23 protein-coding genes are annotated in these 21,637 nt (G+C 72.6%); 9 read left to right on the top strand and 14 right to left on the bottom strand.

Annotated elements, in window-relative coordinates; translation table 11 throughout:
* Window positions 1-329 precede the first annotated feature (329 nt).
* The gene (locus VSH64_RS11585) at window positions 330-1,208 is read right to left on the bottom strand and encodes a LysR family transcriptional regulator (protein ID WP_326835551.1); all 879 of its coding nucleotides are present in this window, start codon (window positions 1,206-1,208) and stop codon (window positions 330-332) included.
* Window positions 1,209-1,291: 83 nt separating this feature from the next.
* On the opposite strand from VSH64_RS11585, the gene VSH64_RS11590 reads away from it, so the two are divergent.
* Window positions 1,292-2,146: an EamA family transporter gene (locus VSH64_RS11590; protein ID WP_326835552.1), complete on the top strand. Its 855-nt coding sequence runs from the start codon at window positions 1,292-1,294 to the stop codon at window positions 2,144-2,146.
* 3 nt (window positions 2,147-2,149) lie between these two features.
* Here VSH64_RS11590 and VSH64_RS11595 read toward each other — a convergent pair whose 3' ends face one another.
* The 3 genes from VSH64_RS11595 to VSH64_RS11605 all read right to left on the bottom strand — a co-directional run bounded on the left by VSH64_RS11595 (window position 2,150) and on the right by VSH64_RS11605 (window position 4,468).
* Window positions 2,150-3,334, bottom strand: coding sequence for an RNA polymerase sigma factor (locus VSH64_RS11595; RefSeq protein WP_326835553.1), 1,185 nt, complete (start codon window positions 3,332-3,334; stop codon window positions 2,150-2,152).
* A 7-nt stretch (window positions 3,335-3,341) separates the two neighbouring features.
* On the bottom strand, window positions 3,342-3,698 hold the full coding sequence (locus VSH64_RS11600) for a YciI family protein (RefSeq protein ID WP_326835554.1): 357 nt from the start codon (window positions 3,696-3,698) through the stop codon (window positions 3,342-3,344).
* A gap of 101 nt (window positions 3,699-3,799) precedes the next feature.
* Window positions 3,800-4,468, bottom strand: coding sequence for a DUF3159 domain-containing protein (locus tag VSH64_RS11605; RefSeq protein ID WP_326835555.1), 669 nt, complete (start codon window positions 4,466-4,468; stop codon window positions 3,800-3,802).
* A gap of 195 nt (window positions 4,469-4,663) precedes the next feature.
* Between VSH64_RS11605 and VSH64_RS11610 the strand changes: the two genes are divergently transcribed.
* A complete protein-coding gene (locus VSH64_RS11610) occupies window positions 4,664-5,290 on the top strand; it encodes a DsbA family oxidoreductase (protein WP_326835556.1) in 627 nt (208 codons plus the stop codon).
* A gap of 599 nt (window positions 5,291-5,889) precedes the next feature.
* Here the strand turns inward: VSH64_RS11610 and VSH64_RS11615 are convergent.
* Together VSH64_RS11615 and VSH64_RS11620 are read right to left on the bottom strand one after the other, a co-directional pair.
* Window positions 5,890-6,387 carry an ATP-binding protein gene (locus VSH64_RS11615; RefSeq protein ID WP_326835557.1) on the bottom strand — a complete coding sequence of 166 codons (498 nt, stop codon included), beginning with the start codon at window positions 6,385-6,387 and terminating at the stop codon, window positions 5,890-5,892.
* A gap of 186 nt (window positions 6,388-6,573) precedes the next feature.
* Complete coding sequence (locus VSH64_RS11620) at window positions 6,574-7,965, bottom strand: M20 family metallopeptidase (protein ID WP_326835558.1); 1,392 nt, start codon at window positions 7,963-7,965, stop codon at window positions 6,574-6,576.
* Window positions 7,966-8,093: 128 nt separating this feature from the next.
* Between VSH64_RS11620 and VSH64_RS11625 the strand changes: the two genes are divergently transcribed.
* Together VSH64_RS11625 and VSH64_RS11630 are read left to right on the top strand one after the other, a co-directional pair.
* Window positions 8,094-8,603 carry a SigE family RNA polymerase sigma factor gene (locus tag VSH64_RS11625; RefSeq protein WP_326835559.1) on the top strand — a complete coding sequence of 170 codons (510 nt, stop codon included), beginning with the start codon at window positions 8,094-8,096 and terminating at the stop codon, window positions 8,601-8,603.
* Window positions 8,600-9,271, top strand: coding sequence for a hypothetical protein (locus VSH64_RS11630; protein ID WP_326835560.1), 672 nt, complete (start codon window positions 8,600-8,602; stop codon window positions 9,269-9,271). Before VSH64_RS11625 ends, VSH64_RS11630 begins: the two co-directional genes overlap by 4 nt.
* A 22-nt stretch (window positions 9,272-9,293) precedes the next feature.
* Here the strand turns inward: VSH64_RS11630 and VSH64_RS11635 are convergent, their stop codons facing one another.
* Window positions 9,294-9,863 carry a CGNR zinc finger domain-containing protein gene (locus tag VSH64_RS11635; RefSeq protein ID WP_326835561.1) on the bottom strand — a complete coding sequence of 190 codons (570 nt, stop codon included), beginning with the start codon at window positions 9,861-9,863 and terminating at the stop codon, window positions 9,294-9,296.
* A 116-nt stretch (window positions 9,864-9,979) separates the two neighbouring features.
* Between VSH64_RS11635 and VSH64_RS11640 the strand changes: the two genes are divergently transcribed.
* Window positions 9,980-11,149: an epoxide hydrolase family protein gene (locus VSH64_RS11640; RefSeq protein ID WP_326835562.1), complete on the top strand. Its 1,170-nt coding sequence runs from the start codon at window positions 9,980-9,982 to the stop codon at window positions 11,147-11,149.
* Between the two features lie 15 nt (window positions 11,150-11,164).
* On the opposite strand, the gene VSH64_RS11645 is transcribed toward VSH64_RS11640, so the two are convergent.
* Window positions 11,165-11,662 (bottom strand): cupin domain-containing protein, encoded by a 498-nt coding sequence (locus VSH64_RS11645; protein ID WP_326835563.1) that lies wholly within the window; start codon window positions 11,660-11,662, stop codon window positions 11,165-11,167.
* 193 nt (window positions 11,663-11,855) lie between these two features.
* Here VSH64_RS11645 and VSH64_RS11650 point away from each other — a divergent pair, with 193 nt between their 5' ends.
* Both VSH64_RS11650 and VSH64_RS11655 read left to right on the top strand, forming a co-directional pair.
* Window positions 11,856-12,284 carry a nuclear transport factor 2 family protein gene (locus VSH64_RS11650; RefSeq protein ID WP_326835564.1) on the top strand — a complete coding sequence of 143 codons (429 nt, stop codon included), beginning with the start codon at window positions 11,856-11,858 and terminating at the stop codon, window positions 12,282-12,284.
* Window positions 12,281-12,841 carry a TetR/AcrR family transcriptional regulator gene (locus tag VSH64_RS11655; protein ID WP_326835565.1) on the top strand — a complete coding sequence of 187 codons (561 nt, stop codon included), beginning with the start codon at window positions 12,281-12,283 and terminating at the stop codon, window positions 12,839-12,841. Before VSH64_RS11650 ends, VSH64_RS11655 begins: the two co-directional genes overlap by 4 nt.
* Here the strand turns inward: VSH64_RS11655 and VSH64_RS11660 are convergent.
* A complete protein-coding gene (locus VSH64_RS11660; RefSeq protein ID WP_326835566.1) occupies window positions 12,811-13,989 on the bottom strand; it encodes a hypothetical protein in 1,179 nt (392 codons plus the stop codon). The two genes, VSH64_RS11655 and VSH64_RS11660, sit on opposite strands and share 31 nt — an antisense overlap.
* A 155-nt stretch (window positions 13,990-14,144) precedes the next feature.
* The gene (gene lepB / locus VSH64_RS11665) at window positions 14,145-15,062 is read right to left on the bottom strand and encodes a signal peptidase I (RefSeq protein ID WP_326835567.1); all 918 of its coding nucleotides are present in this window, start codon (window positions 15,060-15,062) and stop codon (window positions 14,145-14,147) included.
* Between the two features lie 144 nt (window positions 15,063-15,206).
* Between lepB and VSH64_RS11670 the strand changes: the two genes are divergently transcribed.
* Both VSH64_RS11670 and VSH64_RS11675 read left to right on the top strand, forming a co-directional pair.
* Window positions 15,207-16,385, top strand: coding sequence for a cytochrome P450 (locus tag VSH64_RS11670; RefSeq protein ID WP_326835568.1), 1,179 nt, complete (start codon window positions 15,207-15,209; stop codon window positions 16,383-16,385).
* Window positions 16,386-16,408: 23 nt separating this feature from the next.
* Window positions 16,409-17,161 (top strand): SDR family NAD(P)-dependent oxidoreductase, encoded by a 753-nt coding sequence (locus tag VSH64_RS11675; RefSeq protein ID WP_326835569.1) that lies wholly within the window; start codon window positions 16,409-16,411, stop codon window positions 17,159-17,161.
* Window positions 17,162-17,215: 54 nt separating this feature from the next.
* On the opposite strand, the gene VSH64_RS11680 is transcribed toward VSH64_RS11675, so the two are convergent.
* The 4 genes from VSH64_RS11680 to VSH64_RS11695 all read right to left on the bottom strand — a co-directional run bounded on the left by VSH64_RS11680 (window position 17,216) and on the right by VSH64_RS11695 (window position 21,637).
* Window positions 17,216-18,850 (bottom strand): thiamine pyrophosphate-binding protein, encoded by a 1,635-nt coding sequence (locus VSH64_RS11680; RefSeq protein WP_326835570.1) that lies wholly within the window; start codon window positions 18,848-18,850, stop codon window positions 17,216-17,218.
* Window positions 18,847-19,626, bottom strand: a complete 780-nt coding sequence (locus tag VSH64_RS11685) for a cyclase family protein (RefSeq protein WP_326835571.1) — start codon at window positions 19,624-19,626, stop codon at window positions 18,847-18,849. Before VSH64_RS11685 ends, VSH64_RS11680 begins: the two co-directional genes overlap by 4 nt.
* Window positions 19,627-19,746: 120 nt before the next feature.
* Window positions 19,747-20,454 carry a FadR/GntR family transcriptional regulator gene (locus VSH64_RS11690; protein ID WP_326835572.1) on the bottom strand — a complete coding sequence of 236 codons (708 nt, stop codon included), beginning with the start codon at window positions 20,452-20,454 and terminating at the stop codon, window positions 19,747-19,749.
* A gap of 115 nt (window positions 20,455-20,569) precedes the next feature.
* The gene (locus VSH64_RS11695; RefSeq protein ID WP_326835573.1) at window positions 20,570-21,637 is read right to left on the bottom strand and encodes a 3-hydroxyisobutyryl-CoA hydrolase; all 1,068 of its coding nucleotides are present in this window, start codon (window positions 21,635-21,637) and stop codon (window positions 20,570-20,572) included.

Genomic DNA, 21,637 nt, shown 5'->3' on the forward strand with positions numbered 1-21,637 from the left:
TGGTGTGGCGGCAGCGCGCCCGCCGCGTTTCGCGAGGCGCAGCTGGCGGAGGCCGCACCCGCGGTCTAGAGCAGGCTCAACACCAACGTCAGCGGTGGCCAGGCATTCCGCCCGCGGCGCGTAGCCGTGAGTCCTGGTGGCGGCAGCTCGTCCGCCGCGTTTCGCGAGGCGGAGCTGGCGGAGGCCGCACCCGCGGTCTAGAGCAGGCTCAACACCAACGTCAGCGGTGGCCAGGCATTCCGCCCGCGGCGCGTAGCCGTGAGTCCTGGTGGCGGCAGCTCGTCCGCCGCGTTTCGCGAGGCGGAGCTGGCGGAGGCCGCACCCGCGGTCTAGAGCAGGCTCAACACCAACGCCAACGGCGGCCAAGCATCCCGCCCACGCCGCGTCGCCGTGAAGGCCCGCAGCCGCACATCCGGCCCCGTCAGCGGTAGCAGCGTCACCTCCGGGCGGGTCGGCCGCGCCGCCGGCAGGAGTCCGACGCCGGGGCCCGCGACGATCAGGTCCTCCACCAGGTCGAGGCTGTCGGCGAGGTGGGTGATGCGCGGGGTGAAGCCGGCCATCGAGGCGAGGGTGCGGAGGACGTCTTCGTCGGCGCGGTTGCGGGAGTTGCCGATCCAGTCGTGGGTGCGGAAGGCGTCGAACACGGCGAGCGTGCCGTCGCCGTGGACGAGGTCCGCCGAGGTCGCCGGTACGCCCAGGCCCCACGGGGTCGTCCACAGAGGACGGACGTCGAGGGAGCGGTCGGTGGTCGCGGGGGCGAGGTCGTAGTCGTAGATCAGGGCGAGGTCGACGTCGTCGGCGAGGAGCTGGGCGAGGGCCTCCGCCGGTTCGTACTCGCTGATCACCAGGCGCACCCGCGGGTGCGTGGCGGCCAGCCGCGAGGAGGCCGGCAGGAGCGACCGTCGGATCGCCGTGGCGAAGCCCGCCACGCGCACGGTGCCGGCGGGCTCGGCGTGCGGGTCGAGGTCGGCCCGGGCGGCTTCGACGGCGGCCAGGATGGTCACGGCGTGCTCGGCCAGCCGCTGCCCGGCCGGGGTCAGCCGCACGCGGCGGCCGTCCGGTTCGAGCAGGGGCGCGCCGGTCTCGCGGGCCAGGGCGGCGATCTGTTGCGACACCGTGGACGTGGTGGTGTCGAGCACATCCGCGACCGCGCGCATCGAGCCGAGCCGCGAGAGTTCGAGGAGGAACTGCAGCCTGCGCGTGTCCATGCCGCCATTGTCCAGGAATCCCGGACGGTACGTTCACGATCGGCAGGTGGACACGAACGGTGCGCGTCCGCTCTCCTGGACGCGTGCTCTCCTCCTCCACCCGCACCGGGGCGTCGCTCGCCGTCGCCGCGATGCTCTGCGTGCAGCTGGGCCTGGCGCTGTCGGTCGGGCTGTTCGACCGCGTCGGGCCCGAAGGCGCCGCGTGGCTGCGCCTGGCCTGGGCCGGCGTGCTGCTGCTCGTGCTGGTGCGGCCGCGGCCGTCGTCGTTCAGCCGCTCGGCGCTGCTCGCGTGCGTGGGCCTGGGGGTGGTCACCGCGGGCATGACGATGCTGTTCATGGCCGCCGTCGCCCGGCTGCCGCTCGGCACCGCCAGCGCGCTGGAGTTCCTCGGGCCGCTCACGGTCGCGATCACGCGCGGCCGCGGCGGCAAACGCCTGTGGCCCGTGCTCGCCGCGGCCGGGGTGGTGCTGCTGACCGAGCCGTGGCACGGCGGCGCGGACCTGGTCGGCGTCGGCTACGCCCTCGCGTCGGCCGTCTGCTGGGCGACCTACATCCTGCTGACCCAACGGGTCGGCGACGAGGTGGCGGGCGTGCGCGGGCTCGCGGTGTCGATGCCGGTGGCGGCGATCGTCGCGACCCTGGTCCAGGGACCGGCGGTGTTCGGGCACCTGTCGTGGGAGCTGCTGCTCGCCGGGCTGGGGCTCGCGATCCTGCTGCCGGTGGTGCCGTTCAGCTTCGAGATGCTCGCGCTGCGGCGGCTCACCGCGCCGGCCTTCGGCACGCTGATGAGCCTCGAACCCGCCATCGCGATGACGATCGGGCTGCTCGTGCTGCACCAGGTGCCCGACGTCGCCGCGGCCTTCGGCGTGGCGTTGGTGGTGGCCGCGGGGGTCGGCGCCGAACGCACGGGTGCGCGCGAACCCGTTGCCGCGCCGTAGAAATCAGGTCAGCCGCTCCCGGCGCGATCGCAGGAACGCGCGTTCGGTGTCGTTGGTGACCAGCTCGATCGCTTCGTCGTAGGCGGCCACCGCTTCGGCGGTGCGGCCCAGCCGCGCCAGGAAGTCGGCGCGGGTGGCGGGCAGCAGGTGGTAGCCCGGCAGGTCGAGTTCGTCGACCACCGCCAGCGCCGCCGCCGGGCCGTGCACCTCGGCCACGGCGACCGCGCGGTTGAGCGCGACGACCGGGGTGGGGGAGTGCGCCAGGAGCTGGTCGTAGAGCGCGAGGACCTGGGTCCAGTCGGTGGCCGGCCCGTCGGTGTGCACGGCGTTCACGGCCGCCTGCAGCTGATACGGCCCGGGCTGGTTGCGCCGCAGGCACCGGCGCACCAGGTCGTGGCCCTCGGCGATCAGCTCCTGGTTCCACAACGCGCGATCCTGCGCGGCGAGCACCACCAGTTCGCCCGAAGGCCCGAGGCGCGCGGGCCGGCGCGCCTCGGTGAGCAGCAGCAGCGCCAGCAGCCCGAGCACCTCCGGCTCGTCCGGCATCAGGTCGGCCAGCGCGCGGGCCAGGCGGATCGCTTCCAGGCACAGGTCCGTACGCAGCAGCTCGCCGGACGTGGAGGTGTAGCCCTCGTTGAACACCAGGTACAGCACGGCGAGCACGGGCGGCAGCCGGTCGGGCAGGTCGGCCTCGGCGGGCACGCGATACGGGATGTGCGCGTCACGGATCTTCTTCTTCGCCCGCACGATCCGCTGCGAGATCGTGGCTTCCGGCACGAGGTAGGCCCGCGCGATCTCCGGCACCTCCAGCCCGCCGAGCAGGCGCAGGGTCAGCGCGGTCTGCGCGAGCGGCGAGAGCGCCGGGTGGCAGCAGGTGAAGATCAGGCGGAGCTGGTCGTCGCGCACGGGTCCCACCTCCTGTGGTTCGTCGGGTTGCTGCAGCAGCAACGCTTGCGCGTGCCGGGCCTCGCGCGTGGATTCCCGGCGCAGGCGGTCGATCGCGCGGTTGCGGGCCGTGGTCACGATCCACCCGCCGGGGTTGGGCGGCAGGCCCTCGGCCCACTTGTCCACGGCCACGGCGAACGCGTCCTGCACGGCCTCCTCAGCGAGCCCGAGGTCACCCAGCAGGCGCGTCAACGTGGCCACGCAGGCGCCGTACTCGGCCCGGTAGACGCTGTCGAGATCCATCTCGCGATCAGACCTCGGGCACTTCGCCGAACGGGCGTACCTCGATCGGCTGCCGGCAAGCCAGCGCGCACTTGTGCGCCCAGGACAGGGCCTGGTCGAGGTCGTCGCACTCGATCACCCAGAAGCCGCCGAGCTGTTCCTTCGTCTCGGCGAACGGGCCGTCGGTGATCGTGGTGGTCGAGCCGGCGCCGGGCCGCACCACGGTGGAGGCGTGCGAAGGCTGCAGGCCGCCGACGAACACCCACACCCCGGCGTCCTTCATGTCGTCGATGACCTGGCCGGTGCGGGCCATCTGCGCCTTGAGTTCCTCGCCGGTCTCGAGCTGGGTCTCGTCCAGCTGGACCGCGAGCAGGTACTGCGTCATGGTGAGCTCCTCCGAAAGGCGTTGCCGGTCTCTCACCCTGCCTACGAACCGGCTCGACGCCATTCGACACCCTGCGCGCGGAAATTCGGAACCCGCCGCGCCTACGTCTCGGCCAGCAGCTTCTCGCGCTTGCTCGCGTAGTGGATCGCCCACGCCGCCGCGCCGAACGCCAGGCCGGTGAGCGGGTTGCCCATCGCGATCTTCGTGAACGCCAGCCAGCCCGTGCGGTCCTGGTCGTAGAGGTACTGCTGCACCAGGAAGCGCGACGCGAACACCAGTGTCGCCGTGGCCGTGGCCAGGTCGTAGCCCAGTCGCGAGCGCCGGTCGGCCAGCCACTTCATCTTCTCGCTGTTGACCAGGCTCCACACCACCCCGACGAGCGGGCGGCGCACGATGATCGACACCGCCAGCACCACGAAACACCCGAGGCTGAACCAGATGTCGGACAGGAAGTAGCCCTTCGCCGACCCGGTGAGGAAGGCGATCAGCGAGGTGATGGCCACGCCGACGAAACTCGACACCGCGGGCTGCAGCGGCTTCTTCAGCACCACCGCCAGCACCACGAACAGCACCCCGGACGCCACCGAGCTCACGATGCCCGGCACGAGTCCGGCGAACGAGTTCACCACCACGAACACCAGCGACGGCAGCGAAGACACCAGCAGGCCCGCGAACCCGCCCGTTCTCTCCCACGCGGTACGCGGCCGTGACGCGGATTCGGCCCCGGCGTCGCCCCGCCGGGTTTCGGTCTTCGTCCCAGGTCGCTCCACACCTTCGATTGAAACGGGCGGGAACTAGGCAAACTCCTAGCTTGGGCCCACGGCCGGGTGGTCGGCGCGATCACGCTGCGTGGGCGTGAGTCCGCCCACAACGCCCGGCCCGGGCCGCGGCGACGCCGCAGGAAAGGGCCGGTTACCTGGGAGTGCGTACTTCTGGCGCCCCGGCGTGGTCCCTAGGCTGGGGGCATGCACGTGGAAATCTGGAGCGATGTCATCTGCCCGTGGTGCTACCTCGGGAAAGCGCGGTTCGAGGCGGCGCTGGCCGGGTTCGAGCACCGGGACGAGGTGGAGGTGACGTTCCGGTCGTTCGAGCTGGACCCGTCGCGCGACGCGGTGGAGCCGTTGCAGGAGATGCTCGCCGCGCGGTACGGGGCGCAGGCCTCGGCGATGGAGGACCGGCTTTCCGGGCTCGTCGCGGAAGCCGGCTTGGAGTACCGCCTCGACCGGCAGGTCGGCAACACCTTCGACGCCCACCGGCTGATGCATCTCGCGCGCGAGCGGGGCCGGGAGAACGAGATGGTGAACGCGCTCTTCACCGCCAACTTCGCCGAGGCGCGCCCGCTGTTCACCGGCGACACGCTGCTCGACGTCGCGGCGGAAGCCGGCCTCGAGCGCGCCGACGCGGCCCGCGTGCTGGCCGAACCGGCCGCCTACGCCGACGCCGTGCGGGCCGAGGAGCGGGAAGCCGCGCAGCTCGGCGCCACCGGGGTGCCGTTCTTCGTGCTGGACCGCCGCTTCGGCATCGCGGGCGGGCAGCCGACCGAGGTGTTCGCGCAGGCGCTCGAACGCGCGTGGGGCGAACCCGCCGCCTGAGCGGCGTGTCCGACCACGCGTTGGTCCGGATGGCCACGGCGTGTCCGAGCGCGGCGGAGCAGCAGACGACTGAGAGTGTGTCGTAGCGAGTGGTCGAACCACGCCGTTGTTCGAGCAGAGCGAAGCCGTGTTCGGCGAGGTGCGTCCGCGGTGGTCCACCGGATCGAACGCGGTGGGCCATTGCCGTGTGATCCGCGGCGGCGTCGGCGCGCTTCCTGGTCTTGGGCGCGGGGACGCCACGAACCGCGAACGTCCACGGATCGGCCCGCGAGGAGTACGCCTTGTCCCGGTCAGCAGATCCGCGCAGTTCGGCCCGGCCAAGGTGCCACGGATGATGTCGGTGGCGTACTGGCGCGCCCGCGCAAGCGTCGGCGGACCCCGCTGACCGGTGCGAACCGGCACCAGGTCCTCCGGTCACGTCCCACTGCTCGTCTGGCGACAACTGAAACCGCGACCCGATCGGCGGTCTCCCCCCCCGGACACCGCGCAGCTTTGTCAGGCACGCACCAGTCGGCGGCCACCGGTTCATCCACTGTGGACGGTGCGGCGCACCGGCCGGGCCACTCGGCCGGCCGGTGCGCGCAGGCCTTCCGGGGTGCTCAGCCGGACCAGCCGCTGAGCCGGTTGAGCAGCCGTTCTAGCACCTCGGGATCGGCGGCGACCGGTGCGCCCGACACGGGCTCGTCCACGAGCGTGCGGCGTTCCTGGCGGCGTGGCAGGCGGACCTGGCCCGCGGACATGCCGCCGGGCAGCGCCATCTCGCACCACGTGAGCCGGCCGGCGCGGTGGGGTTCCACGCCGATGCGCTCGCCCGGGGCGGTGCGCGGCGGGTTCGGGCCCACGAGGTCGTCCTCGATCTCGATCACCAGCACCTCGCCGCGCAGCTGCAGGCGCACGGTGAGGAACGCGGGGGCGGCGGGATTGCTCTGGTCCACGATGTCGCCGACGAGCCGCGACGTGGTGGCGGTGACCTGTTCCAGCATCGGCAGGAGCGACCAGTCCGACAGGATCAGGCGGACGAACAGCTCGGTGCACGGAACCGCACTGGGCTGAGCCACCAATCGGAGATCGTCCACTTGGGTGGTGCGCGTGCTCAAGCCTCACCTTCCTCGTCGGCTCACTGCCGCCCTTCGCGGGCGGGACCGGTTGGGGCATCATGCCATCGCCCTCGCACGGGTTCGCGGCGGGAGGTGCATGTGCGTGTCCGCACGGTCACGCTTTCGGATCCGCTGGGTGAACGTCGCTGGTCACAGCTTTGCGCCGGGTGCGGCGAAGTCCGGTGATCACTTCGGCGCCGAGCCGGTGTCCTTTTCGCCCAGATCCCAGAACAGGCCGGTCATGATCGCCGTCGCCTCGCGCGCCAGGGGGGCGAGCAGGTGCTCGTCGGGGGCGTGCTGCGCGCAGGCCGGGTAGGAGTGCGGCAGCCAGATCGTCGGCACGCCGAGGACTTCCGCGAACGCGTCGTTGGGGATGGTGCCGCCGAGGTTCGGCAGCAGCACCGGCGCGGCGCCGGTGGTACGGGCGACGGAATCGGCGGCCCAGCGCACCCACGGGTGATCGGGATCCGTGCGGGTCGGCGGCCGGCTCTCGGTCACGGCCACGGCCACCATCGGGAAACCGTGCTGTGTCAGGTGTTCGCGCAGCGCGGCCTCGAGTCCGGCCAGGTCGGTGCCCACCACCGAGCGCAGCTGCAGGGTGGCTTCCGCGCGGCCGGGGATCGCGTTGACGGGCGAGGCCGGCGTGCCCGCGAGGAACGCCAGCACCTCGACGGTGTTCCAACCGAACAGCCGCTCGGCCGGAGTGAGGCCCGGCTCGCCCCAGTCCTCGTCCACGGCCGGGTCGTCCGCGCCGCCCCCGACCGGCACGGTGGCGAGCGCCTCGCGCACGGACGCCGGGATCACCGGCGGCCGCAGCCCCGGCACCAGGATGCGACCCTGACCGTCCACAAGGGACGCGATCGCGGCCGCGAGCGTGGTGGCGGCGTTGCGCAGCACCCCGCCCCAGTTGCCGGAGTGGTGGTCACGCGGGCGCAGGTCCGCGGTGAGGGTGAACTGGGTGACCCCGCGCGAGCCGAGGAACAGCGTCGGCAGGTCGGCGCGCACCCGCGGCCCGTCGGAGGCGATCAGCACGTCGGCGCGCAGCTCGTCACGCAGCTGCTCGCACACTTCGACGAGGCCGGGGGAGCCGCGTTCCTCGCCGGTCTCGATGAGCACCACGAGGTTGAAGCCGAGCTGTCCGCGCGCCCGCAGGACCTCGCGCAGGGCGAACAGGTCGATCGTGTGCTGGCCCTTGTTGTCCGCCGAGCCGCGGCCGTACCAGCGCTCGCTCTCGGCGATCAGCGTCCACGGATCGAGCCCTTCACGCCATCGGGGTGCTTCGCCGTTGACCACGTCGCCGTGGCCGTAGAGCAGCACCGTGGGCCGGTCGGGCGACTCGTGGCGCGTCGCGATGAGCAGCGGGCACTCCGGGGCCACCGGGTTCTCGGCCACGCGCGTGCGGCAGCCGAGCGCCTGCAGAGCCGGGGCGAGCTCGTCGGTGAGGTACGCGCGCAGCCGCGGGTGCCCTTCGGCGAGGTTGCTCTCGGTCCGGTACGCGACGCGCGCGGCGAGCTCGGCGAAGAGCTCGCCGGCGTCGAACCGCGCCAGGGCCTGGTCGATCGTGTCCGCGCGCTGCATTGAGCACCTTCCGGTCGGCGACATCGGTCCGTTCTAGCACCCGTCGGTCCGGCACCCGTCGGAGAATGGACTCAACCTTTCGGCCCGCCCGCTCGTCTGACCGGTCATGCACGCGCGCGAGGACCGGTATGGCCCGAGGTGACCACGAGTTCGCGGACTTCGTCCGCGCGGCCTCGCCGAGGCTGCTGCACGCCGCCTACCTGCTGACCGGCGATCGGCACCAGGCCGAAGACGACGTGCAGACCGCCCTGGTGCGCACGTACACGGTGTGGCCGCGCATCCGCAAGCAGGACCCGTACGCCTACGCGCGCCGGGTGCTGGCCAACCACGTGATCGACCGCTGGCGCCGGCCCTACCGCGAGGACGCCACCGAGGTCGTGCCCGAGCGCGCGGTGGCCCGCGACTTCACCGACGGCGTGGCCGACCAGGAGTGGCTCATGCGGGCGCTGGCGCCGCTGAGCCCGCGCGAGCGCGCGATCGTGGTGCTGCGGCACTTCTGGGACCTGGCGGAGGCCGACGTCGCGGCCGAGCTCGGGGTTTCGCTCGGCACCGTGAAGAGCACCAACTCGCGCGCGCTGGCCAAGATGCGCGTGACGGCCGGCGAACGGCACCCGTGCGCGGCGGGGCGGGCGTCGTGACGGATCTCGACGACCTGCGCGGCGTGCTGGCGCTGCCGCCCGCCGTTGCGTTCGACGCGGTGGACCTCGCCGGCGTGATGCGCCGCGGCCGCCGGCGTCGCCGTCTGCGCCGCCTCTCGGCCGCCGCCGCGACGGTGGTCGTGCTCGTCGGCGTAGTGGTGGGGGCGCAGCTGCTGCGCCCGCCCGCGGAGATTCCGGTGACCACGCTGGCCGTCAGCGCCGCCCGGCCGGAGCACGGCGCCGCGGCCCCGATCGGCGCCGTGGTGGACACCGGGGTCCAGGACCCGGCCGGCGAGGTCGTGCTGTTCTTCCAGAGCACCGCGGCCCTTCACGACAGCTCGCCGTACGAGCTCGTCCTCGGCCACCGCACCCCCGGTGGGGTGACCGCCGAACTCGCCACCGGCTCCCGCGCCGGCTTCCCGGGCTTCCACGCGCTCACCGCGGGCCGCCCCGGCCAGGACGTGCCGCTCTTCGGCTACTACACCGGTCCCGCCACCCGCATCACCGCGGAAGTCGGCGGCCTCATGTACGGCGCCGACACCGGCCGCGTGGAAACCTTGTCCGCCACGGTCTTCTGGTTCCCACGCCGCGACGCCGCGGTGTTCGGGGGCGCGTCGACGTTGCCGATGAACGCGTACAGCGCGGTGGGGGATGCGTTGCCGAAGTGACGGCCCGGCAGTGGCCTTCGGGTCAGCTGTCGGCGCTCTTGCGCTGGTTGGCGGTGAAGCGCGCCTTCTTCTGCTTGTTCCCGCAGGTGTTCATGTCACACCACTTGCGGGTGCGGCTCTGGCTGGTGTCGAAGAACGCGGCGCGGCAGGTCGGTGAGCCGCACAACGCCATTCTTCCGTCGCGTTCCCCGGCGATGATGCCGATCGCGTCGGCCGCGATCACGCTGAGCGCGTCTTCCACGGACGACGCCGAACCGAGCCGCCACTGACGACTGCCCTCGGGCGTCAGGACGGCCGCGGCCCGGCCCTCGACGCTGCGCTCGTTGATCACGCGGACCGCCGACGCCGGAAGCGCGTGCCCGAGCGCGGTCGCCGTCGCGGCCGCGTGGATCGACTCCCTCAGCTCCCGGGCGAGGTCGAGCTGCTCGGGAGTGCACGAGTCCACGGTGAGGCCGCTCACGGCCAGCCAGTCGACCAGCCGCTGCGGCGTGGGGATGCGCTCCACGGCTTCACCACGCCGCTCCGTGAGCGTGGCCGTGAAGCTGGTCGCCAGCACGCTGCCGAGGCGGAAATCGGGAAACTCAGCTCGCATGGAACCACCTTAGCCCCGGCCAGCGCTGCGACGAGCGTATCGGCCGAGTGCTTGCCCGCCGGTGTCCGGACGTGTTAGAACCAGCTTAGCCGGTTCCGCAATGGCCAGGAGGTCTCATGCCCCGCCCGACGAGCGAAGTGCACGCATTCGAAGCCCACGCGACCGACGCCGACCTCGACGAGCTGCGGGCGCGGCTGGCCGCCGCGCGGCTGCCGGAGGCCGAGACGGTGCGCCGCGGCGCGGCCGGCGCCGGCCGGTGGGACCAGGGCGTTCCACTCACGGATCTCGTCGACGTGGTGGACTACTGGCGCACCGGGTACGACTGGCGGGCATTCGAGGCGCACCTCGACCGGATCGGTCAGTTCCGCACCACGATCGACGATCTGGGGATCCACTTCCTGCACCGCCGATCCGCGCGCGCGGACGCCGTTCCGCTGATCCTCACGCACGGCTGGCCGGGCAGTGTCGCCGAGTTCGTCGACGTGGTGGACGAGCTCGCGGACCCGGCCGACGCGGACGCGCCGGCGTTCCACGTGGTGGCTCCGTCGTTGCCCGGCTTCGGGTTCAGCGACAAGCCGGCCACCACCGGGTGGGGGACCGAGAAGATCGCGGCCGCGTGGGTGGAGCTGATGGGCCGGCTCGGTTACCACGAGTTCGCGGCCCACGGCGGCGACTGGGGCGGCAACATCACCACGGTGCTCGCCGGCCGGTTCCCGGAGCACGTCCTCGGCATCCACAGCACTTTCGCGGAGGGGCCGCCCGGGTTGACCACGGAAGGGCTGACCGAGGTCGAGCGTGCGTGGACCGAGGAGACCCATCGGTTCTGGCACCACCGCGCTGCGTACGCGAAGCAGCAGGCGACCCGGCCGCAGACGATCGGCTACTCGCTCGTCGACTCACCGGTCGGGCTGCTGGCCTGGCTCCTCGACAAGTTCGCCGAGTGGTCCGACACCGAGGACAGCCCGTTCGAGACGATCTCGCGGGACCGCGTGCTCGACGACGTGACCCTGTACTGGCTCACGCGGACCGGCGCCTCGGCGGCCCGCATCTACTACGAGAGCCACAACTCGCTGGACCCGGAACTCCGCGTGGACGTGCCGACGGCGATCACCATGTACCCGCGTGACATCGAGAAGTACCCGCGCGCCTGGGCACAGGAGCGGTACCGGCGGATCGTCCGCTGGAACGCACCCGAGTCCGGGGGACACTTCCCGTCGCTGGAGGTGCCCGAGTACTTCGTGAAGGACCTGCAGCACGGTCTCGCGGCGGTGCTGGCCGCTCGGTGACCGCGGCCGCGACGCTCAGACCGTGCGCGCCGCTTCCCAGGCCGGGCTCGCGCTGAAGTACGTGTCGTAGATTTCCTGGACCTCGAGGAGGCTCTCGGGAGCGGCTTTGCCGTAGGCGATGCGTTCGAGGTGGCGGAAGTACTCGAAGCGCTCGACGCCCGGGGCGATCACGATGAGCAGGTCGGCGTCTTCGCCCGGCGCGGCGGCGAAGGCGTGGGTCAGGCTGGGCGGCACCACCACGAGGTCACCGCGCTCGGCGGTCACGACGGTGTCGCCCGAGAGGACCTGCACGGTGCCGCCGAGGACGTAGAACAGTTCGGCCGAGCCGGAGTGGTGGTGGGGCGCCGCGCCGTTGGCGCCGTCCTTGAGCTCGACCTGGATGGTGGAGAGCGCGCCGCCCGTGGCGCTGCTGTCGGCGAGCAGCCGGACGGTGGTGGGTGCGCGGCCGATCACCTCGGCGTCGCCGGAGCGGACGATGACCGAGTCGTCGAAACTGGGAATGACGATGGACATGTGTGAAGCCCCCGGAGTCCGTCGTGGGATCGCGATCCCGGCCGAACCTACCACGTCGCACACCTCTGGCACGTGGTGAATTTCCCCTGCGCGCCAACGGTTTTCCGTGATCATGGCACGACGGTGGCGAAAAGGAGTCCTACCTCCGTATAGTGGACCGGAGGCACCCCTCCGCTACGCAGGAAGCTGACCGATGACCGCACACCACGCCATCGAGAACCTGATCTTCACCTACGCCGCGCGCGTGGACGAAGGCGATTTCGCCGCCGTCGGCGAGCTGTTCGCCCACGGCACGTTCGCGGGCGGCGCGCCGGCGACCGGCCGCGCCGCCGTGGAGCGCTACTTCCGCGACACGCTCGTGGTCTACCCCGACGGCACCCCGCGTACCCGCCACCTCACCACGAACGTCCGCGTGGAGGTCGACGAAGCCGCGGGCACCGCCACGGCCCACAGCTACTGGACCGCGCTGCAGGCCGTGCCCGGGCTGCCGCTGCAGCCCATCGCCTCGGGGTACTACGACGACCGGTTCGAACGCGCGGACGGAAGCTGGCGTTTCGTCGAACGGCGCCCGCACGTGGCGCTGGCCGGGGATCTCAGCCACCACCTGAAAATCGCCGCGTGACCGAGCGCCCGCTGCGGGCCGACGCGCGCCGCAACCGGGAGCGGCTCGTGGCCGAGGCCCGGGCGGCGTTCCTGGCCGACGGTACGCACGCGTCGCTCGAAGAGATCGCGCGCCGCGCCGGAGTCGGCATCGGCACGCTCTACCGGCACTTCCCGCGTCGCGAAGACTTGCTCGAGGCCGTGTTCGAGGGTGAGGTGCACGCGCTGCTGGACCTCGGCCGCGAGCTCGCCCGCGAGGCCGACCCGTTCGCCGCGCTCGGCACCTGGCTGCGCGCGGTGGTCGAGCGCCACCGAGCCTGGCAGGCCCTGGCGTCGGACCGGCCGACCGCGACTTCGCGAATTCCTGTTGAACAGAGCGGAAAAACTCTGCTCGGCCGGGCACAGCGAGCGGGCGCGGCCCGTCGTGAGGCGACGGTGCCCGATCTCCTGCGGCTCGCCGGCGCGATCGGCCGGGCCGCCGACGACGCGCCGGACGACCCGGGCCTGCCGGACCGCCTGCTGCACCTCGTGATCGAAGGGCTGCGCGCTCAGCCGCGCACCGGCAAGCGCGCGAGGTAGTGGTCGCGGGCCGTGAGGCTCGTGCCGAGGTGGCGCACGAGCGGCTCGAAGAACGAGCTGCGGTAGGTCGAGTCGGTGACCGCGCCGGCCGCGAAGTACAACGCCGAGAACGCGGCGATGAACAGGGACACCTGCAGCAGCTCGTTGGCGATCGGCACCTGGATGCCGAACAGCGTGCCCGGCGTCGGATCGTGGCCCACCCAAGCCTTGATCACCGGCGCGCGCACGGTGATCACGCCGAACGCCACGAAGAACACGAACGTGAGCACCGAGAGCACCAGCGTCTGCAGGATCTGCGTGAGCAGCAGGACGAGCACCATGTTGGCCCGTTCCAGTTTCGTGAGCGGCTGCCGGTCCGGCGCGGGCCCGGTGCACGACGCGAACGGCGTGCCGTCGAGCGGGGCCGGTTCGAGGGCCTTGCCGGTCTTGGTCAGCGAGCGGACTTCGTCCGACAGCGTGGACACCAGGAACAGCACCGCGATCACCGAGAACAGCCCGACCACGAGCCACACGCGGTGGCGCGTGAGGTCGGCGGTCACCTGCCAGATCTCGGTGGTGAAGAAGCCGAACACGGTGAACAGCAGGAGCAGCGGCAACGCCCGTGACGTGAGATCACCGAGGCGCCCGAGCTGGCGGAAGGCCGACCGCAGCGCCCAGCCGAGGATCGAGCCGCCGCCGAAGAACGCCGCGGCGAACAGCAGCACCAGCAGCCCGAGCATCTCCAGCACGCCGACCGGCAGCGAGTCGTGCGGCGGGGCGATGGCGTCGACGATCGGGTTGAGCACCAGGAAGACCAGGGCCACCGCGAGGGCGCCCGGCGTGCCCCGGCGCGCGGGCACCCGGCGCCGGACCCACCGCGCCGCGAGCCACGCGCCGACCGCCGGTACCACCACGTACGCGAGCAGCACGGCGAGGTAGAGCAGGGCGAACCAGGTCTGGTCCATGCGCCGCGCGAACTCGTCGTCGGTGCCGCCGTCGAGCACGTCGGTGGCCGTGGTGAACACCAGCAGGAGCACCACGAACACCTCGGCGGGCACGATCCGCACCAGCAGGTGTGCGGGGCGCCCGCGCACCACCGACGGCAGGCCGCGCCGCCGGAACCACTGTTCGGCGGCCTCGCGGTCGTAGCTCTCGCGCACGCTCTCCACGCCGCGTGACCCTACTGCGCCGGTGGTCACCCGGCCGACCACCGCCACGGCGTGGACCGGTGCGCGCCGCGATCACGTTCGCGTTCGGACCCGCCTGCTTCGGGCCGGATTGTCGCCGGATGACCGGGTTCTCTCCTGGCGAACGCGCGCGGAGATCAGCCGCGGCGCCGCTTGCGCAGCGCTTCCCGCGTCCGGCGCCCGAGGAACAGCGTGGGCACCGCCAGCGCCACACCGGCGCCGAGCGGCATGCCCTGCTGCCATGCCGGCGCGCCGAGCGCCACCGGCGTCGCCGAGTCCTGCGCGTCGAAGTCGCTGACCCCGCCCCAGCGTGACGGCGGCAGCACGATGAAGCGCGCCTTGCCGATCACGTCGTCGACCGGCACCGTGCCGTTGATGCCACCGCCGCCCTGGCAGCGCGAGTCGCACGAGTCGTTGCGGTTGTCGCCCATCACCCAGAGGCTGCCCTGCGGCACGGTGACCGGGGCGAACGAGTCCTGCACCGGGTTGTTCGGGTCGACCCAGTGGACGTAGGGCTCGTCGAGCGCCTTGCCGTCGACGATCACGCGGCCCTGCGGGTCGCAGCACTGCACCGTCTGCCCGCCGACGGCGATCACGCGCTTCACGAAGTCCTGCTCGTCCGGAGGCGCGAAGCCGACCAGCGAGCCGATTTCGCGGCCCACCTTCGCGAAGATGTTGGTGGACTCCTGCGGCGCGATCTCGTGCTCGGTCCACGGACCGGGGCCGCGGAACACGATCACGTCACCCGGCGACGGGTCGGTGAAGTCGTAGGTGACCCGGTCGACGACCACGCGGTCGCCGAAGCACCCCGTGCAGCCGTGCAGGGTGGTCTCCATCGACTCCGACGGGATCATGAAGACCTTGGCCACGAACTGCTGGATCAGGATCGTGAGCACGAGGGCGATCACGAGCAGGATCGGCAGTTCCTGCCAGAACGGACGTTTCTTGCGTGCCTTGCGTCCGCGACCGTCCGAACCGGACGACTCGCCCTCACCGTCCTGATCAGGACGTTCGGGGTCACTCTCGGCGGAACCGCGGGGGATGGGGTCGACCACGGGGCCAGGCTACCGACTTCTCCCGCACCGCCGCCGCAGCGCCACCTTTCACGATCGGGGTGTCGTCCCGCTGACCGGATCGCTGGGGTTTCCCGCAGTCGGGCGCACCTACCGTGAAGTGATCATGACCGGAGGGAGCCGGCGGTGGAGACACCCGTGCTGAAATGCGGGAACCTGGTCCTGGGCGAGCTGGATCCGGTGCTGCGCGCGGTGCGCGACACCGGCCCGGTGGCGCGGGTGCGCACGCCGGCGGGCGACGACGCCTGGCTCGTCACCCGGCTGGCCGAGCTGCGGCAGCTGCTGCTGGACCCGAGGCTGGGCAAGACGCACCCCGATCCGGCGGCCCGGCCGCGGTACGTGCGCACGCCGATGTTCGACCTGGCGGTGTCCGGTGCTGAGCCGGCCGCGGCGCGGGAACGCCACGGCGACATCCGCGCCGCGCTGGTGCCGCACTTCACCGGCCGCAAGATGCGGCGTCTCGCCGGTCGCGTCGCCGTGCTGGTCGACGAGCAGATCGACGAGGTGCTCGCGGCCGGCCCGCCGGCCGACCTGCACAACGACTTCTCGCTGCCACTGTCGTTCCGCGTGCTGTGCGACCTCGTCGGCGTGCCCGATTCCGGCGGTTTCCTCGCGCTGCTGCTCGGCGCCGGCGAAGTCGACGCAGAGCACACGGCCGCGGCGGCGCTGGACGAGCTGTACGCCTACCTGCGCCGCCTCGCCGCCGGCAAGCGCGTGAGCCCCGGCGACGATCTCGCGTCGACGCTGTGCGAGGTGATCCCGGACGACGACGATGTCGCGGGGCTGCTGGCGCTCGCGAGCTTCTCCTTCCTCGTGACGCCCAGCAACCTCAGCGCGGGTATCGCGCTGCTGGCCGGGCACCCCGGTGAACGCGACCGCGTGCGCGCCGATCCGCGGCTGCTCGACACCGCGGTGGAAGAGGTGCTGCGCGTCGGCCGGGTCGCCGAGTCCTGCGTGCCGCGCTACGCGGCCGAGGACATCGCGGTGGCCGGCGTGGTGATCCGCGCCGGCGACCTCGTGCTGTGCGACCACTACTCGACCGGGTTCGACGACCGCGTGTTCCCCGATCCCGAACGCTTCGACGTCGGCCGCCGCCCCAATCCGCACCCGGCGTTCAGCTACGGCCTCTCGCACTGCATCGGCGCGCCGCTGGCCCGGGTCGAGCTGCGGGCCGCGTATGCCGCGCTGCTGCGGCGGATGCCGGACCTGCGCCTCACCGTCCCGTTCGGCGAGATCCCCATGCTGGGCGGGGAGCAGGGCGACCAGGTGGGTGGTTCGATCGCCCGGCTGCCGATGACCTGGTGATCACCGGGCCTAGACTGCCGCGCATGCCCGAAGCCCTCGTCACCGGCGCGACCGCCGGAATCGGCGCGGTGTTCGCGCGCCGGCTCGCCTCCGACGGGTTCGGGCTCGTGCTCGTGGCCCGCGATGCCGATCGGCTCGAACGGACCGCGGCCGCACTGCGCGCCGAGCACGGCGTGCCGGTCGAGGTGCTGGCCGCCGACCTCGCCACCGACGCCGGGATCACCCGCGTCGAGCAGCGCGTGGCCACCGTGGACCTGGTGGTGAACAACGCCGGCTTCGGGCAGCGCGGCGACTTCCTCGACACGGACGTCGCGGCCGAGCTGGACATGCTGCGCGTGCACTGCGAAGCGGTCCTGCGGATCACCAAGGCCGCGCTGCCGGGCCTGCTCGCGCGACGGCGTGGGGGAGTGATCAACGTGGCCTCGGTCGCGGCGTTCTTCTCACGTGGCACCTACAGCGCGTCGAAAGCCTGGGTCGTCACCTTCAGCGACAGCGTGCGCGAGGAAGTGCGCGGCAGCGGCGTGCACGTGATGGCGCTGTGCCCGGGCTGGGTGCGCACGGAGTTCCACGAACGGTCCGGAATGGACACCAGCGGCATCCCGCGATCGCTGTGGCTCGACGGCGAAACCCTGGTGGCGGCCGCGATCCGCGACTTCCGCCGCGGCACGGCGGTGAGCGTGCCCGACGTCCGCTACAAGACGGCGGCGGTGCTGGGGAAGCTGCTGCCCCGGCCGCTGCTCACGCGGATCGCGGCGCGGACCGGCAGCCGACACTGACCCCCGGCCTGGTCGGACCGCACTGTCCGAACAGGCCGGTCGAGGTTCCCGTACTCAGTGGCCGAAAGCTTCGGCGAGCCACCACGAGCCACCGTCGTCGGCGACCTTCGCGTCGATCACCAGCGGGGTTTCGCGCGGGCCGGCGAGCCACTCGGTGACGTCGGCCAGATCCTCGGCCGCGCGCACGGTGACGCCGGTGCAGCCGAACCCGCGGGCGATCGCCGCGATGTCGGTGTCGGGGAAGCGCACCGCGTCGAGGTCGGCGTCGCCGAAGTGGTGCACTTCCGCGCCGTAGGCGGCGTCGTTGTACACGATCACCACGAGCGGCAACCGCAGCCGCACGGCCGTTTCCAGCTCGGAGATCGCCATGTGGAAGCCGCCGTCGCCGGCGCCGAGCACCGGCAGCCGGTCGGGCCGGGCCAGCGCGGCGCCGATCGCCGTGCCGAGGCCGAGACCCACGCACTGGTAGGCCTGCGTGAAGCAGAACCCGTTCTCGTCGGGCACGGACAGGTACGCGCTCGGGTAACCCATGAAGTTGCCCGAGTCGATCGACACGATCCGCCGGGCCGGCAGCAGCTCGTCGAGCCGGGCGCTGAGCGTGCGCGCGTCGATGCGCCCTTCGCCGGAGCGGTCCAGGTGGGCCACGTCGTTCCAGCGCACCTCGGCGGCCAGGCGCGCGGCGAGCTCGGGGCCGCGATAGCCGTCGGCTTTGTGCCCGCGGGCTTCGAGCAGTTCGAGCACGTCGACGGCGGTCGCGGCGACGTCGCCGACCACACCGAGGTGCACCGGCCGGTGCGCGCCGAGCGCGGCTTGCTCGCGGTCCACCTGCACGAGCCGGGCCTGCGGGCCGAGCAGGCGGCCGTGGCGGGTGGTCCACATGTTCAGCGCGCAGCCCCAGCCCACGACCAGGTCGGCGCCGGTGATGAGCTCCGCGGTCAGCGGCGAGGAGAACCCGCCGCTGATCCCGAGTGACCACGGGTCGTCGTGGAAGAGGCCGTTGGCCACGGCGGAGGTCGCGAGCAGCGCGCCGGTCACGTCGGCCAGCGCCCGCAGCGGGGTGGCCTGGCCGCGCGCGCCGCGCCCGGCGATGAACACCGGGCGCCGCGCTTCGGCCAGCAGCTCCGCCAGCTCGTCCGTCGCGGCGGATTCCGGCCGGATCGGTGCGGGGCCGGACACCTCCGGCACTTCGCCGTACGCGGTGGTTTCCTGCGCCTGCAGGTCGATCGGCAGGCTGAACACCACCGTGCGGCTCTGCTCACGGGCGGTGCGGAACGCGCGGATCGTGTCGGTGAAGGCGGAGTCCGCGGAATGCACCCGGTCGGCCACGGCGCCCACGGCCACGCCGAGCGCGTCCTGGTCGATCTTGAAGTTCGACAGCACGGCCGCCGCCGCGGCGTCGGCCGTCACCACGACCATCGGCGTGCGGCTCTTCGCGGCCTCGGTGATCCCGGTGATCGCGTTCGTGAGCCCGCAGCCCTGGTGCAGGCTCAGCACCGAGACCTGGCCGCTCATCCGGCTGAACGCGTCGGCCATGCTCGCGGCACCGCCTTCGTGCCGCGCGGCGACGAAGCGCACGCCGGCCGCCCGCAGCGCGTTGGTCACCTCGAAGTTGCCGCTCCCGACCACTCCGAAGGCCATACCCGCGCCGAGGTCGGCCAGCGTGCGCCCGACCAGTTCGGCGACCTTCACGCGCCACGCTCGACGAGCGCGAGCACCCGCGCCGGGCTGCCCGAACCGCCGACGATCGGCAGCGGGCTGATCACCAGCATGGCGCCGGTCGCGGGGAGGCCGGCCAGGTTGCGCAGCTGCGTGAGGCCGAACTTGCCGGCGCCGAGCAGCAGTTCGTGGCACGGGAAGGCCGGGTCGAGGCCGGGTGCCTGACCGGCGTCGGTGCCGACGGTCTCCACCCCGAGGCCCACGATCGGCGTCTCCTCGGCCAGCCACTTCGCGCACTCCGGCGAGATGCCGGGGGTGTGCGAGCCGGTCTCGTCGGCGTTGAGGAACTCGTCCTGGTCGCTCGAGTGCACGTCCCAGCCGCTGCGGTAGAGCAGCCACGCGCCGGCGGGCAGCGCGCCGTGCTCGGACTCCCACTCGCGCACGTCGTCGATCGAGAGCAGGAAGTCGGGGTTGCCCTCGGCTTTCGCCGACGCGTCGAGCACCACCGCCGGCGCGACGAGCGTGGTCAGCGGTGCCTGCGACACGTCCAGACCGTCCTTTCCGGACAGCCAGTGTACGGGCGCGTCGAAGTGGGTGCCGGTGTGCTCACCGGTGTGGATGTCGTTCCAGTACCAGCGCGGGCCGCGCTCGTCGTAGCGGCTGATCTCCTCGAGCCGGAACGGGATCGTGTTCGCGAACGGCTCGGGCAGCTGCAGGATCGGGGTGCTCGAGGTCAGGGGAGCGGTGAGGTCGACGACCTCGATGCCACCTCCGGTGATCGCCGCGCTCAGCTCGGCCAGCAACGACATGCGTCCTCCAGTGCTCGTCCGGGCGGTGTCCGTCCAGCGGCGGTGCTGGTGCGGACGAAACCGGCTCGTCGGGGAATCCTGGGGAGACCCTATGCCCCGCAAGGGGTTCCGGGGAACCGCTCAGCCGGCGCGCAGTCCGTAGAACCCGGCGATGTGCCGCGTCACCTCGGCCGACGCGCGATCCGCGTCGCCGGATTCGATCGCGTCGAGGATCCAGGTGTGCTCGGTCGCGAGCTGCCGCGCGGTGGCCGGCCAGTCGGCCGTCCGGGCGTAGCCGGCGGTCATCTCGTCGCCGACGGCGTCGCCGAGCGAGGCGAGCAGCACGGCGGCCAGGTCGTTGTGCGCGGCCCGCGCGAGGCCGAGGTGGAAGCCGGAGTCGAGCTCACGGAAGTGCCCTCGGGTCACTCCGGGCCGGCCCATCTTCTCGGTGACCTCCCGCAGGCGCGCGAGGTCGGCGGGCGCCACGGACCGCGCCGCGCGGGCCGCCGACGAGCGTTCCAGTTCGAGGCGGATCGACATGAGATCACCGGTGGCGAAGCGCGACAGCGAAACGTGCAGGCGCAGCAGCTTGTGCAGGGCGCCGGCCGGCTCGCCGGACACCACGGCGGCCGCGGCGCCGCCCGGCGCCGGTTCGAGCACCCCCGCCGCTTCCAGCGCACGCACCCCCTCGCGCACGTGCGCCGGCCCGACCCCGAGCGCGCGGGCGAGATCGCGCTCGGCGGGCAGCGGGTCGCCCGCGCCGAGGCGCGCGGTGAGGATCCAGTCCTGGATCCCGGCCAGCGCCTGGCCCGGTGACCCCAGGTAGCGCACGTTGTCCGGTTGACCCATCGATCGGACCGCCTCCTCGACCGCGTTGTCGGACCGGGGGCACGGTGGTCTGGCCGTCCGTGCGCCCGATCCTTCGCAGCCTAAGACAGCGGTGGTCAGACCACAATGTGGCCTGCTACGGATGGAGCAGGTGACCGGGTTCCGGCAGGTCGAGTTCGTCGGGGATCGGGGCGAAGAACGCGGCGACGTCCGCGTCGTCCACTTCGGCCAGCGTGCCCGGCCGCCAGCGTGGGGCGCGGTCCTTGTCGAGGATCGCCGCGCGGATGCCCTCGGCCAGGTCGGGGTGGGCGAGGAACCGGCCGCACAGGCGGAAGTCCTGCCGCAGGCACGCTTCGATCGAGGTCATCGCGCGGGCGTTGCGCACCGCGCGCAGCGTCACCTTCAGCGCCGTGGGCGCGGCGGCGGTGATCGCGGCGACGGCCTCGCGCGTGACCGGCTCGCCGATCGCGTCGAGGCGGTACAGCACGTCCTCGACGGTGGCCGCGTCGCGGTAGGCGTGGTCGATCCAGCACCGGGCGGCCGCGAGCGGTGCGGGGCCGGGATCTTCGGCGTACTTCTTCGTGGTGGTTTCGGGCGGTGCCCCGGCGGCGAGGTCGTCGACGAGCGCGGGCAGCCGATCAGCGGGCACGTGGTGGTCCGCGAGTCCACAGTGGACCGCGTCGGCCGGGCGGACGCGGCCGGCGGTGAGCGCGAGGTGCGTGCCGAGTTCGCCCGGCGCGTGAGCGAGCAGCAGCGCGCCGCCGACGTCGGGTGCGAGGCCGATCGCGACCTCCGGCATCGCGAGCACCGAGCGTTCGGTGACCACCCGCACCGCCGCGTGCGCGCCGATGCCGATCCCGCCGCCCATCGTGATGCCGTCCATGAGCGCGACGACCGGTTTCGGGTAGCGCGCGAGCCGGGCGTCGAGCCGGTACTCCTCGCGCCAGAGCGTGAGCGCGACCGCCGGATCGCCCACGGCCGAGGCGTGGACCACGCCGATGTCGCCACCCGCGCAGAAGGCACGATCACCCGCGCCGTCGAGCACCACGGCGGTCACCGCCGGGTCGGTCTCCCACTCGTCGAGCGCCGTGGTCATCGCCCGGATCATGGGCAGGTCCAGGGCGTTGAGCGCCTCCGGCCGGTTCACGGTGAGCCTGGCGATCGCGCCCTGCCTGCGCGCGAGCACGGTTCTCGTCTCGGTCAC

This window comes from Amycolatopsis rhabdoformis (genome assembly GCF_035918295.1).
Classification (GTDB): domain Bacteria; phylum Actinomycetota; class Actinomycetes; order Mycobacteriales; family Pseudonocardiaceae; genus Amycolatopsis; species Amycolatopsis rhabdoformis.